Raw genomic sequence first — 16,469 nt, forward strand, 5'->3', positions numbered from 1 at the left:
CGTTGTAAAACGATAAGCGTCAAGGAAAAATGCCCCTCGAGCATTCTCTAGAACACGAGGTTTACAATATCGTCAAATGGCGTTCTTTATGGAATGAGAGATCGGAGGATTTTTTTGACGCGTTGGGAAAATGATGACGAAAAAAGTTCGGACATGCGGCCTGCGGGTGGGTGCTGTTCGGCCGCATATCGCGCGAGACCCGTGGCGGTCACCCATTCGGGACCAGAGATAAGCTCCTTGTGCTCGCCAAGCCCTAGAGCTCCCTGCGCCAACTCTACAGGCAGGCGTAGCTCATCGCGGGCGGCAGCTTGAATATCAAAAAGCTTTGAACCACCACCAGCAAGAATCACGCCTCCGGGCAAAAGCTCTGCTCGGTCAATGCGCTTTAAATGCTTTGCTACGAGCTCAAAAATATCACCGAGACGCGCCGAGACTATTTCTTTGAGTTTGCGCTGAGAAAAGCTTTCTTCAAAGTTTTTGGGAAAGTCGGAAAGACGGATTTCCTTTTTGCCCAGCTCAAGAAATGAAGAGAGGTTTCGTTTGACACGCTCGGCAGATGCCTGGTCAATCTGAAATCCGAGGCCAATATCAAAGGTAATATGACTTGATCCTACCGGGAGCATCTCGAGTGAAACCAGCATACCCTCCTCAAAAACGGCGATACCTGATGTCTGTGCGCCAATATCGATCAGTACGCACCCAGCCTCTTTTTGCTTGCGTGAGAGCGCGTGGAACGAAGCAGCGTAGGGAGAGGCAAGAATATCATCGGCGACAATGCCCGCAAGCTCAAGAGCACGGTAGAGATTTCTCATATGTAAAGAAAACGCGGCGACAAAAAAAGCTTCGACCTCGAGCTTGGCGCCGGAAAGACCTACGACTTCGCGCAAGCGTGTATCGCGATCAACATTATAAAAAAGCGGAAATTGATGCAGTACCTCACGGTTACCGAGACGCGGGAGAGCACCTTCGGCATTTTCAATGACACGCGCGATGTCTTCTTGGGTTACCTCACCGTCCGCACGCGAAATAGATACCGCACCTCTTGATGCGACACCTACGATGCGCGGCTCGCCGAGTGACACGACCGCGTGACCCACTTCGATACCATATTGTTTTTTGAGCTCGTGCGCAGCTTTGATAATACCGCGCGCCACGATATCTGAAGACGCAACAGCGCCCTTACGCATACCGTCGAGTGCTTGCTCGGAAACTCCAGCTACCGAAAAGGTGCCGGTATCATTTTTCTGAAGTGCTACAAAACGAACGCTTGCTGATCCGATGTCAAGACCGACGAAATAATGAGGTCGCGCCATGAGTGCGTACTACTGCACTGCCTGCGCACTAAGCGCATCCTTGGCAAGCTTAGTAATACGATCACCGGAAGCGCGTCCTTTGAGTGACGGCATAATGATTTTCATAAGAGCACCTGTATCTTTTGCTGTCGGAGACCCGAGCTGGCGAACACCGTCTTGAATGACACGAATTATTTCTTCATCAGAAATTTCCTGCGGTAAATATATATCGAGCATAGCAAGCTCTTCTTTTTCTGATTCGGCAAGTTCCGGTCGCCCCGCCTTTTCATATTCGGCAATCGCGTCTTTACGCTTTTTTGCCTCACGCCTGATAACTGCTATGACATCTTCGTCACCCAATCCGATATCTTTTTTGCGTTCTTCGATTTCTTTATTTTTAATTGCGGCAAAAACCATTCGCAGAGTGCTTGTGCGTTTCTGCTCACCCGCCTGCATGGCGCTCTTGAGATCTACTTGCAGTTTCTCTCTAAGATCCATCAAGCTTATACGTCTTTACCTAATTTACGAAGTCGATCGTACTCTTTGCGTTTCGTAACACGACGCAGGGCATCTTTTTTCTTTTTAGTCTTTGACTTCGGGCGCGACCTAACATTGAGTGATCGGGCTTTGAGTAAGATCTTTGACTGCTGCACCTTTTTGCTAAAACGGCGCAAGAGTGAGCCGGTAGTTTCTTTTTCGCGTTTTAATACGGTAACCATAATATGTTTCTAGTAGTAATCTTAAGAAAATTCTTTTAATCGTGCCTTTATTGTACCAATAAATTTCTCTGTGGGAAGGGTCTCCTGCACTCCTGTCTCCATATTGCGTAGTGCGACCGTTCCGTCGAGCGCCTCTTTCTGCCCCACAATCAGCGCAATCGGTATCTGGAGCTTTGATACAATCGCGAGTTGTGCGCGCAGACTGTCTTTGGCAAGTGTCTGCATCACCGGCACTCCAATCTTTCGCAATTCCTCAAGGAGCACCAGACTTTTCTTTTTTGCCGCCGGCCCCAATTGGATAAGGAATATTTTCGGATGCGTCTCGGGGCGTGCCTTGATACCTTTTTTGCGAAGCAGGTCGGCTACACGCTCGACACCCAACGCCCCACCGACCGCGGGGGTTTTTCGCGCCCCCATGAGTTCGGCGAGATCATCGTAGCGTCCGCCCCCGCCAATCGCCTGCGGCGAGATGCCTTCGCCTAAATCTGTCGGCACAATCTCAAAGACCGTACGACCATAGTAATCAAACCCGCGCACCAAGTGACTATCAAGCGCGTACGGAATACTACACTCATCAAGATACTCAAGTACTTCGGCAAAATGTTTTTTGCAAAACTCGCACACATAATCGAGCATCTGTGGTGCATGCTTTGATATCTGAGCGCAAATCTCTTCTTTGCAATCAAGAAGGCGTAGAGGATTTTCCTTGATGCGACGCTTGCAGTCTTTACATAAACGCTCTTGGTGCTTGCGGTAGTAGTTGATAAGTTCTTTGCGAAACGCGGGACGACATACTTTGTCACCAATCGTATTGATGTTGACCATGATTTCTTTGAGTCCGAGTGTTTGGAGGGCTGAGACAAGAATGCGGATGACAAGCGCGTCATTGATCGCGTCATCGTCCCCGATGACCTCAACTCCCGCCTGATGAAACTCTCGATAGCGACCCGCTTGCGGATTTTCATGACGAAAGAATGACCCACCGTAAAAAACTTTTACCGGCTGAGGCATGCTACCCATGCCGTGTTCAAAATACGCGCGCATAATAGGCGCGGTGCCTTCAGGACGAAGCGTGAGACGGTCACCGCCCTTGGTACGAAGACTGTACATTTGTTTTTCGACGACATCAGACTCGGCGCCGAGTGGGCGTTCAAAAAGCTCGGTCTTTTCGAGGTGGGGGGTCGCAATCGGTGAAAAACCATAATAGTCGCCTACGCGCTTTACTTCTTTGATAATGCGCTCGAGGTAGGCGTAGTCATCCCCCGTAAGGTCGTGCATACCTTTGACGCTTGCGATCAATTCTTTTTTTATTGGTTTTGGCATAGTATTTTCTAGAGAAAATTGAATTTATTGATTGGCCAGAGACGCAAAAATGTTCTGCCTACTATATATTGGGTTTCGAGTGGCCCCCATACGCGTGAATCAGAGCTATCGGGTCGATTGTCACCAAGGACAAAATATTCATCGGGTCCGAGTGTCACCGTCTTATCTGGTAAGGTAAAAACCGCAGAACCAATGTACGACTCATCAATCGGCGCCAGCTCACCTTCGGGACTTGCCAGATACACATACCCATCCCTGATAGTAATGGTTTCTTGTGGCAAACCTATGACGCGCTTGATGAAAAAGGTCTTTGGATCATTAGGATAGCGAAAGATAATCACCTCTCCTCTCGCAAGATCGCTGAAACGAAGCGAGATCTCATCGACAATCAGGTATTCGCCGTCATGATAGGTCGGCTCCATAGAAGCGCCTCGCACAATAAAGGGTTGAGCGACGAAAATCCGTATAGGGATGACTACCGCAAGCGATATCAAAAGAACACGGACGATTTCTCGTACCTCATGTCTTAGTGTGCGTGATGTTTCTTCAGAAGGCATAAAGGACAACAAAAGTGATGCTAGTATACATCAAAAAATCCCTTCTGGCAAATGGGGCTTTCTATGGTAGACTCTCAACATGAAAGTCATCGTAGGGCTTGGCAATCCGGGCAAAGAGTACGACGGCACGCGCCACAATGTCGGGCGTGAGTTTGCTATGACTATCGCCAAAAAATATGGCTTTGAGCCGTTTATTGAAAACGCGAAATACGCGGGGCTCACCAGCAAGGGTGAGATCGAGGGCGAGAAAACGCTCATCGTGCTACCGAACACCTTTATGAATAAATCAGGTAAGGCGCTCACTGAAGCTGGGGTAAAACCCAAAGATCTCATCGTCATCCATGACGATACCGACATCATACTGGGCTCGGTCAAAGCATCATTTGGTAAGCGCTCGGCAGGACATCGTGGCGTCGACTCAGTGATGCGTGCCGTAAAATCACGCGACTTCTGGCGTATCCGCGTGGGCGTTCAAAAGAAAAAGCGCGTAGACGCCATGCAGTTGGTACTCAAAAAATGGGCGCCCGCCGAAAAGCTCATACTCAAAAAAGTAGAAAAACGCGTAGTAGAGCTTATTGCTCAAGACCTACAGATAACGACCATCTCGGTCTTCTAATCATCCCCAACTCACAGATATGACTAGCGAGCTTTTTATCGCCTCTCGCATTCCTGAATTTGCCGAAAAAGATGAGGCATGGTTCAGGCGCAATCGCCGAACTATTGAAAAGGGTCGCCATCTCAATACCTTTTGGGAACACAATTCACTCGTCATCACAAACGCATGGCACAGGGGTCTGCGTACGCTCACCGAACGACTCATCGAGCTCGGCTATGAAATAAACTCGTGGCCCGAGCGCCGAGGCGAATTTGCTATCAGAGGCGGCGCGCTCATTGTCTCCCCTATCGGTACCGATGGCATCTGGCATATCGATTTTTTTGGCAATCAGATTGATGACATTCGTAAACTTCCACCATCAGCTCGAGGCGAATCACTCGAGCGAAAGATTAAAGATCGTAGTTTGCTCGAATATTTGCGTAGCGGTGATTTTGTCGTACACGAGCACCACGGCATTGGTCTGTGGCGCGGTATTACCACCGAAGGTGGTAAAAAATATTTTCATATCGAATACCGCGGGCCGCGGGGCGGCGATGCGGACACCTTGATGGTACCCGTCACCGAGGCCTCTCGCATATCGCCGTATATCGGCTTTCGTGCACCAAAAGTTTCGCGTCTTGGCACGCCTATCTGGAAGAAAACTCTCCGGCAAACCAAAGATGACGCGATCGCGTTCGCCAAAAAACTTTTGGCGGTACACGCCATGCGCAACACCGCCTCGCGCGCGCCCTATACTCCCTCACCTGAGATTGAAGAAAAGCTCGAGGCATCATTTCCATATGAAGAAACACAAGCACAAAAGCGCGCGCTGGCGCGCATCTGGCAAGATCTATCATCAAAAATGCCGATGGACCGTATCATCATCGGTGATGTGGGTTTTGGTAAGACCGAGTTGGCTCTCCGCGCATCTGTTCGCGTGGCGGCAAACAGTAAACAGGTAGCGATACTTGCACCCACTACTATTCTTGCCGCGCAACACTACGAGACATGGAAAAAGCGCCTTTCAGGCCTTCCCATCAAAGTAGCGCGCCTCTCGCGCCTAGAGGATGCGGGCACTATAAAAAAGGCGCTTGCGGGCATTCGTGACGGATCAGTCGATATCGCTATCGGCACACATCGGATTCTTTCAAAAGATATCGCATTTAAAAATTTGGGGCTTTTGATAGTCGATGAAGAACAACGCTTTGGAGTTGGTGCAAAAGAAAAACTCAAAGAACTTAAGGCCGAAGTTGATGTGCTCACGCTATCTGCTACACCACTACCGCGCACACTCTCGCTCTCGCTCGCGCGCGTACGCGCCATGACGGCGCTTGATGAAGGCCCTGTAGGTAAAATCGCGCCAGAAACTTTGATGCTCCCCTATCAGGCGGAACTCATGGCCAAAGCGCTTGAACTTGAACTGCAACGCAAAGGACAAGTATATGTAGTTGAATCACGCATACACCGCATACCCAAAACACTTGAGCTCATACGCAAACTCGTGCCCAAATCAAAAGTCGGATACTTGCATGGCCGGATGCGCGAAAAAGAATTGGTAGAGACGATGGAAAGTTTTCGCAAAGGAGATATCGAGATACTTGTCTCGACCACTATCATAGAAAACGGTATTGATCTGCATACGGTAAATACATTGATCGTGACTGACGCGGTTATGTATGGACTCGCTGACCTCCATCAGCTTCGCGGGCGCATCGGTAGAGGCACCCTACAGTCATATGCATACTTTTTCTATAATCCTGCGCACCTCACGCCCAAGGCTGAACGACGACTCGATGTACTCCAAGACACACAATTTTTGGGCGCGGGGTCAGTCATCGCCGAGAAAGATTTGGAAATGCGCGGCGCAGGAAATATCTTAGGACGCGAGCAATCAGGCATCGCCGCCCGCGTGGGGCTCAATCTCTACTCGCAATTTTTAGCAGAGGCGGTTGAACAACTCCGCACCAATGACAGTCACTCGTAAAAATACTATACTGACAGCATGTTAGCAAAAGCTTTCTATATAGTACTCGCGCTCGTCTGCTTTGCGGTGTTTGGCGGATCGGTGTACGCGATACAGCTCGCGCAAGATCAAGCGGTTCACCCCGTCTTTTTGTATCTGGCAATCGCCGGTATTATCGGCGGGCTCGGCGGTGGCATCGCACTGCTCACGCAAGCAACTCGCGCTGGTGGTAACCGTTGGTAAAAACAAAAAATCCCCGTATGGGGATTTTTTGTTTTTATGGTTTATTCTGCTTTTTTCTCTGCGCCGTCTTTACCGAGAAACGCGAGTGAGAGCTTGTGGCTTTCTGGTTGGTAGACCACGATTTGAAACGGGTACCCCTTACCTATCTCTACGAGATCGCGCATCTTTTGTGCTGATTCAAATTCGGATACATGTGAGAGGCCTGAGATACCGCCTTGCTTGGGAAGTTTTACAAACGCGCCGTACTTATTGAGCTTCGTGACAACGCCCTCTACAATATCGCCCTTCTCAAGTTTGAGTTCTTTCCATGGATCAGGCTTGAGCGCTTTGATTGAAAGCGAAACTTTATCAGCATCAACGCCGATTATTTTTACCTTCACTTTATCACCGACCTTATACAAATCGTTAGGATTTTCGACAAGAGACCAATCAATCTCCGAAATATGTACGAGACCTTCTAGTCCTTCTTCGAGTTTTACGAATACGCCGAATTCAACGATACCGGAAACTTCACCTTCGTATTCAGTGCCTACCTCATAATTTGCGAGGCGCTCCTTCATGCCATCGGGTTCGAGTGTTTTTTCCGAAAAAATAAGTTTTTCTTCGCGAGGATCCGCGGTAATAAGGTGAAGTTGAAACTCTTCGCCGACAAGTTTTTGGAGTTCTTCGAAAATTTTCATCTTGTCGCCACCTTCAACGCGCGGGTAATGTTTTTGGGATAGTTGTGAGAGCGGCAAAAATCCTTTGGTGCCCGCCCACTCAAATACCAAACCGCCACGGTTTGCCTCAAGCGCTTTGAGCGCCAAAAGACGCTTTTCAGACACACATGCCGCAGCTTCTTTCCAAAACTTCTCGCGACCGGCTTCCTTTATAGAAAGCTCGATGTATCCTTGCTCGTTCTCAAAATCAACGATTTTAGAGACAATGATATCGCCCTCTTTTTTGTTGCGAAGCATGTCACGACCTTCCTGAAACTCACGGCCATAGATGATGCCAGTACCAAATCCGAGGTCGATAAAGATAACCGAGCCTTGAGCGCGTAAAATAGTACCTTCAACGACATCCCCCACACGCGGGATACGCCATTCAGAACTTATGCGTGAAAACGCCCCCTTATCAGAGGCGATGCCTTCCGTACTTTCAGTGTCTTGAGTCATGAAGAGCAGTATACGGAAAACCAAAAATCTTTGCAAGAGAAGGCCTTTGGGCTATACTAGGAATACTTTTTATGGTTGTGAGCTATTATGGGCTCTCCTGCCTCAAGCTTCAGTCAGGAGATGCGGTCATCGTTGCCGATCCGTTCGGTAAAGGAGCCCAATTCCCCGCCCCTCGCTTCGAGGCACGGGTGGTCTTTTTTACTGATCCGGAGGCAAAGAAAGATATTTCTATCGCGGGTGAGCCGCGTGTCTTCGGGATCCCTGGTGAATATGAAGCGGGCGATATTTCATTTGTAGGGTTTGGATCTACGGGTGTTACTCCATTTCTCGTCGAGTGGGAAGGCATCCGGTCGCTCTTTTTGGGCACCCTGAGTGATGTCGAGACAGCTGATATGATCATTGATTTTGCTGGTACCGTTGACATCTTATACCTCGTACCATCAGGTACGCCGTCGGCTCTCCAAAAGATCGTATCAAATATCGATCCGCGCATCGTCGTACCATTGATGGGTGACGGGGTGAAAAAGAGCGCGTTTGATAATTTTGTTAAAGAACTTGGCGAGAAACCTGAGAAGATGGATAAGCTTACCATAAAGAAAAAAGGTCTCCCCGCCGAAGGTCAGCGTGTCGTTATCCTCGAGCGTGCATAATATGGCACTCATTGACCACATTGAACGCATCCAACAATCTCAACCCAGTACGCGGCGTATGATTTTGGTTATATCAGTAACTCTTATCATGGCTGCCATCATCGGTATTTGGGTAGCGCAGCTTAAATATGAACTGCGCGAAGACACACAGGCGCCTTCGCTCGCGGATAGTTTCGGATCAGTCTGGAAAAAGATTAAAGACCAAAAGCCCGATTTTTCTAAATAATATATGAAACGCAAAGAACCTACCGAAGAACCCAAAAAAATAAGCTACGCCCTCCACACTCAAGATATCACGCACGAGATGCGCAACGCGTATATCGACTATGCGATGAGTGTCATTGTCGCGCGCGCGCTACCTGATGTGCGCGACGGACTCAAACCGGTACACCGCCGTATTCTCTATACGATGAAGGAGATGGGCCTCCGTTCATCGGCAAAATATGTAAAATCGGCACGCGTGGTTGGTGATGTACTTGGTAAATATCATCCGCACGGCGACACCGCGGTCTATGACGCGATGGTACGCATGGCGCAGTACTTTAGCATGCGCTACATGTTGATTACCGGTCAGGGAAACTTTGGCTCCGTTGATGGTGACTCGCCCGCGGCTATGCGTTATACGGAGGCAAAAATGTCACGCATCGCCGATGAACTTTTAGCTGATATTGATAAGGAAACGGTTGATTTTACACCAACCTATGATGGTTCGCGCGAAGAACCTACGGTACTGCCCTCACGCGTACCCAATCTACTGCTCAATGGTTCGTTTGGTATCGCAGTTGGTATGGCGACGAGTATTCCTACGCATAACCTCACCGAGCTTATCGATGCATCACTCACCCTTATCGATAACCCAAAAGCAACTATTGAAGATCTCCTGGTTCATGTCAAAGGCCCTGACTTTCCTACGGGCGGCATGATTTTTAACAAGGCGGATATTCACCAAGCGTACGCCACCGGTAGAGGTGGCGTCGTCATGCGTGGTGAGGCAGATATCGTCGAGCGCGGCAAAGGGTATAGTATCGCTATCTCATCGCTCCCCTTTCAAGTAAACAAAGCTGAACTCGTTGAAAAAATAGCCGACCTTGTGCGCGATAAAAAAATTGAAGGCATCAGAGATATCCGTGACGAATCAGACAAAGATGGCCTCTCGGTGGTTATTGATTTAAAAAATGACGCCTACCCGCAAAAAGTACTCAATACACTCTACAAGCATACGGATCTCGAAAAGATTTTTCATTTCAATATGCTCGCACTGGTCGGTGGGATCCAACCACAAACGCTCTCACTCAAAACCTATCTCGAAGAATTTTTAAAAGCGCGCCTTGAGGTAGTCGAGCGTCGAACGCGCCATGATCTGCGCATCGCCGAAGAACGCGCGCATATTTTAGAAGGTCTCAAAATAGCACTTGATCATATCGATCAGATAATCGCTACCATCAAGCGCTCGAAAGATAAGGATGACGCGCACAAAAACTTGATGCAGAAATTTAAGCTCTCCGATCGCCAATCAACCGCAATCCTTGAAATGCGCTTGCAAGCACTCGCCGCGCTCGAACGCCAAAAGATTGAAGATGAATACGCTCAAACAAAAGCTCTTATACGCGAGCTCAAAGCAATTCTCGAAGACCCAAAGCGCATTCGCAAGGTCATCAAAGATGAATTGGTAGAGATTAAAACAAAATACGGCGACAAGCGCAAAACCAAAGTTATCGATGGTCCCGTGGGCACCCTCAATATCGAAGACTTGATACCCGAAGAAGAGCAGGTCGTTGTGATGACACAGACGGGATACCTCAAGCGTGTCCGACCACAGGAATTTCGCGCACAAAAACGCGGCGGCAAAGGTCTTGTGGGCGCCGAATGGAGAGAAGAAGATGTCGTCTCACAATTTGTCTCAGCCGGCACTCATGACTCGATCTTATTTTTCACAAGCTCGGGCAAAACCTACGAGATAAAGGCCTATGACATCCCTGAGGGTTCGCGCACCTCAAAAGGCAAGCCGGCGGTCAACTTCTTATCACTCTCGCCGGGCGAAGATATAACCTCAATTCTTGCTATCCCTAAGAAGCGGAAGGGAAACCTTACTTCTTCATTGGTGATGGCTACCAAACAAGGTATGATGAAGAAAACAAACTTCGATGATTTTGTCGATGTACGCCGTTCGGGCATCCTCGCTATGAAACTCAAAAAAGGTGATGTGCTCGGATGGGTGCGTATCGTCGAGAAGGGTGATGATATCATGCTCCTTAGTAAAAAAGGTCTTGCGATACGGTTTGCCGAAACAAAAACGCGCGTGATGGGCAGACAAGCACAAGGCATTCGCGGCATGCGGCTTAAGTCGACCGATGAACTTGTTGGCTGTGAGATCATACCGAAAGACGGCAAAAACCTAGAGGTTCTGGTCGCGAGTACCAATGGCTTTGGTAAAAAAACCAAAGTGAGTGAATTTAAAACACAGGCAAGAGGCGGATCAGGTATCAAAGCAATGAATGTTACTGACAAGACAGGTCCCTTGGTCGCCGCTCGTCTCCCCGAACCGGCAGCTGAAGAATTTATCGCAATCTCTGAGAAAGGTAAGGCTCTCCGTTCATCCTTACAACAGATGCCATCACTCAGGCGCGCCGCGCAAGGCGTGCGCATTATGAAGCTCGAGGCAGGCGACAAACTGCGCTCAGTAGCAATCCTCTAATTTGATGCAAAACTTTAGCGGCCCCAAAGAACTTATCGACCATCTTGATATCTATGGCCCTCAGACGGTCGTTGATTTTGGCGCGGGCGCGGGACTGTTAGCGCTCCCGCTTGCAAAAAAATTATCACCCGAAAACGGCAAACTCTATGCGATCGATATCCAAGAAGGACCCCTCGAAGTACTGCGTAATGCAGCGCGCAAAGCACACCTCTATCATGTTGAGACCTTACGCGGCAATCTTGAGAAAGCCGGCGGCAGTAAACTGAAAGACAGTATCGCGGACTGGGTCTTTGTGGCAAATGTTCTTTTCCAGGCGCCCGATAAAAAAACGATCCTTGAAGAAGCGTTTCGTATACTTAAAGACCACGGTACACTGGTAGTAGTTGAGTGGCATCCGGAAACAGTACATATGGTTGGGCCAAAGCGCGAAACGCGAATCCCCAAATCAACCTTGTTTGATATCGTACGCGCTAGTGGCTTTGCCTCACTGCGCGAATTTACTCTCGGTGAACATCACCATGGGCTCATCGCCAAAAAAACATGAAAAACAAAGTACAAATCATTGCCATCATCGTCTCGATTATTGTCATAATTGCTTCGCTCATTGTATTTTCTAGTACGGGAGAACCCCGACCCGTAGGTTTTGGTGATGTCAAAGAAGTTATCATTTGGGGCGTTGACGACCCAATGCTCTTTGAAGAAGCGGTAGAAGACTACACAGATCAATTTCATAAAAAAGTAACCTACATCGAAAAAGATCCGCGCACCTTTGATCGCGATCTGCTCGAGGCAATCGCCGCAGGTGAAAGTCCGCAGGCGATTATCACCTCAACCGATTGGATAGCAAAAAACCGCGACAAGATAGCCCCACCCAAACAATCAATTGTACGCGCAGAAGATGTGGAGATGGCATTTGCCGACCTTGCGACCATAGCGCTCGTTGAGCACAAAAAAGTTGAGAACAAACCTGATGAAAAAACCGTATGGGGACTCCCCTTATGGATTGACCCTTTGGTGCTTTTTTGGAATAAAGATCTTTTTAATCAATCACTTGTCGCCGTCTCACCCGCTACCTGGCATGACTTTCTAAGTACCTCAAATAAAATAAAAGAACTTGGTGCAGGAGGTACCATACTTCGCTCAGGTGCGTCATTGGGACGCGCACGCAATATACCACTCCACAAAGAGATACTCGCATTGTTACTTCTCCAACAGGGCGCTTCCCTTGAAGAAGCACTCTTTGCGGATACCACCAACCAAGGTCCGATATCATTGAGTGTACTACGCTTTTATACCGATTACGGCAAACCAGGTACGGCTGCCTACACTTGGCACGGTGTACTTGCCGAGCCTCGTGAGCTTTTTATCGAAGGCAAGCTTGGCATGATGCTTGATCACTATTCGTACAAAAAAGAACTGGAGGATAAAAATCCTCATCGTGCGTTTGATATTTCACCCGTACCACAAACGCAAGGTGGCAAACTGGCCTATGTCGCCGATGTGCGTGCAATCACCATACCCAAAGGAGCATCGGAGCAAGATGCCGCGTGGGCTTTCGCGCGCTTTCTTGTCAGTGAACCGGAACTCAAAAAAATCATTTCTCGAGGTGTCGTTGTCGCGGCGCGGCGTGACCTCATCGCCGTTGACTCACTGCCAGAGATTCTCAAAAGATCAGTTCTCAATGCAAAATCATCGTTTGAACAGTATCCAAAAGAAAACGCGCCCATCATCAAAGAGATGATCGAGAGTATTGCTAACGGGCGGCTTTTACCGTCAGAAGCAGTGAGTGAAGCGCGATTAAAACGCAAGCGTCTCATCGATGAAAAAAAGTAGCGCGATTTTCACCCTCACCCTCCTTCTCCTCGCGCTTCCCCTCCTTACCTTTGCCGCAGCACCAGAAGGTGGATTGGTACCAGTAGGATGTCAGACGGGTTGTCCGTGTTCGTTCTGTGATCTGTATGATCTTGCTGACAATATCATAGGGTTTTTGCTCTACATCATTGCCGTACCTGTTGCGGCAGGTGCTTTCTTGTATGGTGGAGTACTCATGCTGACATCGGGAGGCAATCCGAGTCAGATTACCAAAGGAAGAGGGGTGATGACCAATGCGGTTATTGGTATGGCATTGGCGTTCTTTGCATGGGCGATATTCAATACTATTCTTTCGACTATTGGGTTTGGTATTAAAAAAGCAAGTTGGTATGACATACCAAAGTGTGACCCTGGTGGTGGGACTGCGAGTTGTAATGTTGATTTGGGAAAAGAGGTGACAGTGGATCCAGTGGGGCCGGTACTTGCAGGTAGAAATTTTACCGGAAATATCGATGATGGGTGCTTTCGTGATGGCGTTAATATCTGCGGAGCCGATGGGTCCGATCTCCTCAATGGTAACGAAGGACTCCACCAAGAGGCGAAATCTGCTTCTATGGCTGATCTCGCGCGCTATGAAAGCGTCATCAATGCATTGGCCGCACAGTATGGCGTTGATCCTGATCGTATTCGTGCCATTATTGCCGCTGAATCGTCAGGCAACGAAAATGCGACACACCAAGACCGCGACGGCAAATCATCCTACGGACTCATGCAAGTCCGTATGGATACTGCGTGCCAGATAGACCCGCCACTTTGCAGTCTGTCGCCTGCCGAAGCGCGAGAGCGTTTGAGTGCGCCGTCATATAATCTTGAAATGGGTATCGCATACTATAAACAAATGCTCAATAAATATGGCGGCGATGAGACGCTTGCATCTGCCGCTTACAATGGTGGTCCAGGAGCAAATAACAATAGTACAAATTGCCCCGGGCAACTGCGCTGGCAATGCGAATGGGATGATGATCCGGCCGTCTCCGGCACCTGCAATAGTAGCGTGTCAACTGCTGGTTGCAAAAGAAACACGGGCTATCAAGTTACTCGCGATTACACGGGAAAGCTGAATGATCTTGAAAACCAATACCGTGGAAATTAATCGCATGAGATATCAATACTTCAGTATTGCCACCCTCACCCTCCTTCTCCTCGCGCTTCCCCTCCTTACCTTTGCCGCAGCACCAGAAGGTGGATTGGTACCAGTAGGATGTCAGACGGGTTGTCCGTGTTCGTTCTGTGATCTGTATGATCTTGCTGACAATATCATAGGGTTTTTGCTCTACATCATTGCCGTACCTGTTGCGGCAGGTGCTTTCTTGTATGGTGGAGTACTCATGCTGACATCGGGAGGCAATCCGAGTCAGATTACCAAAGGAAGAGGGGTGATGACCAATGCGGTTATTGGTATGGCATTGGCGTTCTTTGCATGGGCGATATTCAATACTATTCTTTCGACTATTGGGTTTGGTATTAAAAAAGCAAGTTGGTATGACATACCAAAGTGTGACCCTGGTGGTGGGACTGCGAGTTGTAATGTTGATTTGGGAAAAGAGGTGGTGCCCGAGCCGCCAGGGCCGACCGTCCCACCTCCTAGTGGAGGGCCGCCTCCACCCTTAGGCGAAGGTCTCTCGCATCAGGAAGCACGAGATATGTTACGCGCGGCAGGTATTGATATCTCCTCGTCAGGAAACTGCGAAGAAGATAGGCCCGGATGCACCTATCTGGGAGGACTATCGCAAGAAACTATCAACCGCATCATACAAGTTGATATAGGATGCAATGGCTGTGTTACAATTACGGGAGGAACCGAGCCGGGCCATGCCTCTCACGGTGCCGACCACCCAAACACCGTAGATCTCCGCTATAGTGAAGGAGCAGTCTCTTCATTGCGAGGCAATGGGCTACCTACAGATGCGAACTTTGGGCGCGGAGCTACCTGCGAACTTGGCGGCCGAAAAGTTACCTGCGGTAGCTTGCCCAGACCAGATCATATCCATGTTGAATTCTAAAACACTCACACCTCTCATAGCATTTTTGACACCGCTTTTCGCAAACGCGGAGAAGCTTACCTTGAACTACAAAGAACTCCTTGACCTCAAATGCACTACGATCCCGGCATGCCTCGAGCTTCTCTTTAAAGCAGCTGTTGATGTCGCCTTCCCTATTGCTGTCGTCTTTATCCTCTGGTCGGGGTTTCTCTTTGTCTCGGCAGGTGGTAACCCTGAGAAGATAAAAACAGCGCGTACAACGCTCCTTTGGGCGCTTATAGGTCTTACGGTCGTGATCGGTGCATGGACGCTTTCGGTCGCCTTTAAGGACTCATTCCTCGGCCTCTAATTATGATCTCTTTCCACAAGCTGTTTGGCAAAAAACCACTCTCGGCTATACTAATGGTAGCGGCTCTCTGCGTCATAGCGGGCACGGCATCTGCGGCGCTCGATAATATCTCAAAGTCCCCTACCAAATCTCAAGACTTCGCAGGAATCTTGCAAGGGATCGCCGATTTTGTAACCACATTCGGCACTCCGGTAGCAGCATTCTTTATAGTGCTCAGCGGTCTCATGTTTGTTGCCGCACGAGGCAACGCGCAGAAACTCGAGGAGGCACGCACGATGTTTCTATGGGTTTTGGTGGGTACGGCTATTATCGTGGGCGCAGGACCCATCGCCTCTATGATCATTGACTTTGCAAAAAAGCTCTAGTGAGATATTGCAAAGATCGTCGTCCGTTATTATCCATTATTCACAACAATAATTACTTTATGAGTAAAAAAATTTTCACACACGCTGCTGTCTTAGCGATCGCTCTTATGCCCTTGATTGTCGCGGCACAAGCACAAGGTGGTGACATCAAAGGATTTATCACTGGCACCCTCGGAGGTATCGTTGGCGCGCTTATCAACTTCTTGATCGCGGTCGCCACCCTCGTGTTCATCTTCGGTGTCATTAGATACATCGCGGCCGGCGGTGACGCTGAAAAGGTTAAAGAAGCCCGTAGCTATATCATCTTTGCAATCGTAGGCCTTGCGGCAATCCTTGGTATTTGGGGTATCGCGAGACTGCTCGCAACAGGTATTGGAGGTTCTGATACCAACATCCCAACGCTTACTATCTAATAACCGCATGCCGCCACTCGCAGATATCCAAGACATCGTTGGCACCGTTGTTGATAATATTATCAACCCACTATTCATACTGGCTTTCGGTCTAGCAACACTCCTCTTTATGTGGGGCGTGATCCAAGCCATGATGAGTCCTGATGATACGGAGGCACGCCAAAACGGCAAGCAGCATATTATCTGGGGAATTGTAGGGGCAGCAATCATGCTCGGAACTGGTGGGATCATCCGCCTCCTCATGAGCATTTGGAAGTAAGCTAAGGCATACAAAAACTCCGCAGCTGCGGGGTT

General features: G+C 48.9%; 20 protein-coding genes. 14 read left to right on the forward strand and 6 right to left on the reverse strand.

Annotation, left to right across the window (positions count from 1 at the left end; all coding sequences use genetic code 11):
* Nucleotides 1-86: 86 nt before the first annotated feature.
* From ftsA to lepB, 5 genes are read right to left on the reverse strand one after another with little or no spacing between them, the layout of a single operon-like run.
* Complete coding sequence (gene ftsA, locus AAB417_01335; GenBank protein MEK7630658.1) at nt 87-1,313, reverse strand: cell division protein FtsA; 1,227 nt, start codon at nt 1,311-1,313, stop codon at nt 87-89.
* A gap of 9 nt (nt 1,314-1,322) precedes the next feature.
* The gene (locus AAB417_01340; GenBank protein ID MEK7630659.1) at nt 1,323-1,790 is read right to left on the reverse strand and encodes a GatB/YqeY domain-containing protein; all 468 of its coding nucleotides are present in this window, start codon (nt 1,788-1,790) and stop codon (nt 1,323-1,325) included.
* Nucleotides 1,791-1,795: 5 nt separating this feature from the next.
* Nucleotides 1,796-2,011, reverse strand: coding sequence for a hypothetical protein (locus AAB417_01345; GenBank protein MEK7630660.1), 216 nt, complete (start codon nt 2,009-2,011; stop codon nt 1,796-1,798).
* Nucleotides 2,012-2,032: 21 nt separating this feature from the next.
* Nucleotides 2,033-3,334: a histidine--tRNA ligase gene (hisS, locus tag AAB417_01350; protein MEK7630661.1), complete on the reverse strand. Its 1,302-nt coding sequence runs from the start codon at nt 3,332-3,334 to the stop codon at nt 2,033-2,035.
* An 8-nt stretch (nt 3,335-3,342) separates the two neighbouring features.
* On the reverse strand, nt 3,343-3,891 hold the full coding sequence (gene lepB, locus AAB417_01355; protein ID MEK7630662.1) for a signal peptidase I: 549 nt from the start codon (nt 3,889-3,891) through the stop codon (nt 3,343-3,345).
* Nucleotides 3,892-3,970: 79 nt separating this feature from the next.
* Here lepB and pth point away from each other — a divergent pair, with 79 nt between their 5' ends.
* From pth to AAB417_01370, 3 genes are read left to right on the forward strand one after another with little or no spacing between them, the layout of a single operon-like run.
* Complete coding sequence (pth, locus tag AAB417_01360; GenBank protein ID MEK7630663.1) at nt 3,971-4,507, forward strand: aminoacyl-tRNA hydrolase; 537 nt, start codon at nt 3,971-3,973, stop codon at nt 4,505-4,507.
* Nucleotides 4,508-4,526: 19 nt separating this feature from the next.
* A complete protein-coding gene (locus AAB417_01365; GenBank protein ID MEK7630664.1) occupies nt 4,527-6,470 on the forward strand; it encodes a DEAD/DEAH box helicase in 1,944 nt (647 codons plus the stop codon).
* Nucleotides 6,471-6,488: 18 nt separating this feature from the next.
* Nucleotides 6,489-6,692, forward strand: coding sequence for a hypothetical protein (locus AAB417_01370; protein ID MEK7630665.1), 204 nt, complete (start codon nt 6,489-6,491; stop codon nt 6,690-6,692).
* Between the two features lie 41 nt (nt 6,693-6,733).
* Here AAB417_01370 and AAB417_01375 read toward each other — a convergent pair whose 3' ends face one another.
* Nucleotides 6,734-7,849 carry a S1 RNA-binding domain-containing protein gene (locus AAB417_01375; protein MEK7630666.1) on the reverse strand — a complete coding sequence of 372 codons (1,116 nt, stop codon included), beginning with the start codon at nt 7,847-7,849 and terminating at the stop codon, nt 6,734-6,736.
* Nucleotides 7,850-7,920: 71 nt separating this feature from the next.
* On the opposite strand from AAB417_01375, the gene AAB417_01380 reads away from it, so the two are divergent.
* From AAB417_01380 to AAB417_01430, 11 genes are read left to right on the forward strand one after another with little or no spacing between them, the layout of a single operon-like run.
* Complete coding sequence (locus AAB417_01380; GenBank protein MEK7630667.1) at nt 7,921-8,499, forward strand: MBL fold metallo-hydrolase; 579 nt, start codon at nt 7,921-7,923, stop codon at nt 8,497-8,499.
* A 1-nt stretch (nt 8,500) separates the two neighbouring features.
* Nucleotides 8,501-8,725, forward strand: a complete 225-nt coding sequence (locus tag AAB417_01385) for a hypothetical protein (GenBank protein ID MEK7630668.1) — start codon at nt 8,501-8,503, stop codon at nt 8,723-8,725.
* Between the two features lie 3 nt (nt 8,726-8,728).
* Nucleotides 8,729-11,194, forward strand: a complete 2,466-nt coding sequence (gene gyrA, locus AAB417_01390) for a DNA gyrase subunit A (GenBank protein ID MEK7630669.1) — start codon at nt 8,729-8,731, stop codon at nt 11,192-11,194.
* A gap of 4 nt (nt 11,195-11,198) precedes the next feature.
* Nucleotides 11,199-11,738: a methyltransferase domain-containing protein gene (locus AAB417_01395; protein ID MEK7630670.1), complete on the forward strand. Its 540-nt coding sequence runs from the start codon at nt 11,199-11,201 to the stop codon at nt 11,736-11,738.
* Nucleotides 11,735-13,027, forward strand: a complete 1,293-nt coding sequence (locus AAB417_01400; protein ID MEK7630671.1) for an extracellular solute-binding protein — start codon at nt 11,735-11,737, stop codon at nt 13,025-13,027. The genes AAB417_01395 and AAB417_01400 overlap by 4 nt, the downstream gene beginning before the upstream one ends.
* Complete coding sequence (locus AAB417_01405; protein ID MEK7630672.1) at nt 13,014-14,159, forward strand: transglycosylase SLT domain-containing protein; 1,146 nt, start codon at nt 13,014-13,016, stop codon at nt 14,157-14,159. The genes AAB417_01400 and AAB417_01405 overlap by 14 nt, the downstream gene beginning before the upstream one ends.
* Before the next feature lie 4 nt (nt 14,160-14,163).
* Nucleotides 14,164-15,069: a pilin gene (locus AAB417_01410; protein ID MEK7630673.1), complete on the forward strand. Its 906-nt coding sequence runs from the start codon at nt 14,164-14,166 to the stop codon at nt 15,067-15,069.
* Entirely contained in the window at nt 15,056-15,397 is a 342-nt protein-coding gene (locus AAB417_01415; protein MEK7630674.1) for a pilin, read from the forward strand. Before AAB417_01410 ends, AAB417_01415 begins: the two co-directional genes overlap by 14 nt.
* A 2-nt stretch (nt 15,398-15,399) precedes the next feature.
* On the forward strand, nt 15,400-15,762 hold the full coding sequence (locus tag AAB417_01420; protein MEK7630675.1) for a TrbC/VirB2 family protein: 363 nt from the start codon (nt 15,400-15,402) through the stop codon (nt 15,760-15,762).
* Between the two features lie 59 nt (nt 15,763-15,821).
* Nucleotides 15,822-16,175 carry a hypothetical protein gene (locus AAB417_01425; protein ID MEK7630676.1) on the forward strand — a complete coding sequence of 118 codons (354 nt, stop codon included), beginning with the start codon at nt 15,822-15,824 and terminating at the stop codon, nt 16,173-16,175.
* A gap of 7 nt (nt 16,176-16,182) precedes the next feature.
* Nucleotides 16,183-16,434, forward strand: a complete 252-nt coding sequence (locus AAB417_01430) for a hypothetical protein (GenBank protein ID MEK7630677.1) — start codon at nt 16,183-16,185, stop codon at nt 16,432-16,434.
* Nucleotides 16,435-16,469: the final 35 nt, after the last annotated feature.

The sequence above is a fragment of the Patescibacteria group bacterium genome (assembly GCA_038064855.1).
Taxonomy (GTDB): Bacteria; Patescibacteriota; Minisyncoccia; order Ryanbacterales; family GWA2-47-10b; genus SICQ01.

Bases quoted from the DNA above. Each gene is read 5' to 3' on its own strand.
- ftsA (MEK7630658.1), bottom strand. From the start codon at position 1,313: ATGGCGCGACCTCATTATTTCGTCGGTCTTGACATCGGATCAGCAAGC.
- AAB417_01340 (MEK7630659.1), bottom strand. From the start codon at position 1,790: ATGGATCTTAGAGAGAAACTGCAAGTAGATCTCAAGAGCGCCATGCAG.
- AAB417_01345 (MEK7630660.1), bottom strand. From the start codon at position 2,011: ATGGTTACCGTATTAAAACGCGAAAAAGAAACTACCGGCTCACTCTTG.
- hisS (MEK7630661.1), bottom strand. From the start codon at position 3,334: ATGCCAAAACCAATAAAAAAAGAATTGATCGCAAGCGTCAAAGGTATG.
- lepB (MEK7630662.1), bottom strand. From the start codon at position 3,891: ATGCCTTCTGAAGAAACATCACGCACACTAAGACATGAGGTACGAGAA.
- pth (MEK7630663.1), top strand. From the start codon at position 3,971: ATGAAAGTCATCGTAGGGCTTGGCAATCCGGGCAAAGAGTACGACGGC.
- AAB417_01365 (MEK7630664.1), top strand. From the start codon at position 4,527: ATGACTAGCGAGCTTTTTATCGCCTCTCGCATTCCTGAATTTGCCGAA.
- AAB417_01370 (MEK7630665.1), top strand. From the start codon at position 6,489: ATGTTAGCAAAAGCTTTCTATATAGTACTCGCGCTCGTCTGCTTTGCG.
- AAB417_01375 (MEK7630666.1), bottom strand. From the start codon at position 7,849: ATGACTCAAGACACTGAAAGTACGGAAGGCATCGCCTCTGATAAGGGG.
- AAB417_01380 (MEK7630667.1), top strand. From the start codon at position 7,921: ATGGTTGTGAGCTATTATGGGCTCTCCTGCCTCAAGCTTCAGTCAGGA.
- AAB417_01385 (MEK7630668.1), top strand. From the start codon at position 8,501: ATGGCACTCATTGACCACATTGAACGCATCCAACAATCTCAACCCAGT.
- gyrA (MEK7630669.1), top strand. From the start codon at position 8,729: ATGAAACGCAAAGAACCTACCGAAGAACCCAAAAAAATAAGCTACGCC.
- AAB417_01395 (MEK7630670.1), top strand. From the start codon at position 11,199: ATGCAAAACTTTAGCGGCCCCAAAGAACTTATCGACCATCTTGATATC.
- AAB417_01400 (MEK7630671.1), top strand. From the start codon at position 11,735: ATGAAAAACAAAGTACAAATCATTGCCATCATCGTCTCGATTATTGTC.
- AAB417_01405 (MEK7630672.1), top strand. From the start codon at position 13,014: ATGAAAAAAAGTAGCGCGATTTTCACCCTCACCCTCCTTCTCCTCGCG.
- AAB417_01410 (MEK7630673.1), top strand. From the start codon at position 14,164: ATGAGATATCAATACTTCAGTATTGCCACCCTCACCCTCCTTCTCCTC.
- AAB417_01415 (MEK7630674.1), top strand. From the start codon at position 15,056: ATGTTGAATTCTAAAACACTCACACCTCTCATAGCATTTTTGACACCG.
- AAB417_01420 (MEK7630675.1), top strand. From the start codon at position 15,400: ATGATCTCTTTCCACAAGCTGTTTGGCAAAAAACCACTCTCGGCTATA.
- AAB417_01425 (MEK7630676.1), top strand. From the start codon at position 15,822: ATGAGTAAAAAAATTTTCACACACGCTGCTGTCTTAGCGATCGCTCTT.
- AAB417_01430 (MEK7630677.1), top strand. From the start codon at position 16,183: ATGCCGCCACTCGCAGATATCCAAGACATCGTTGGCACCGTTGTTGAT.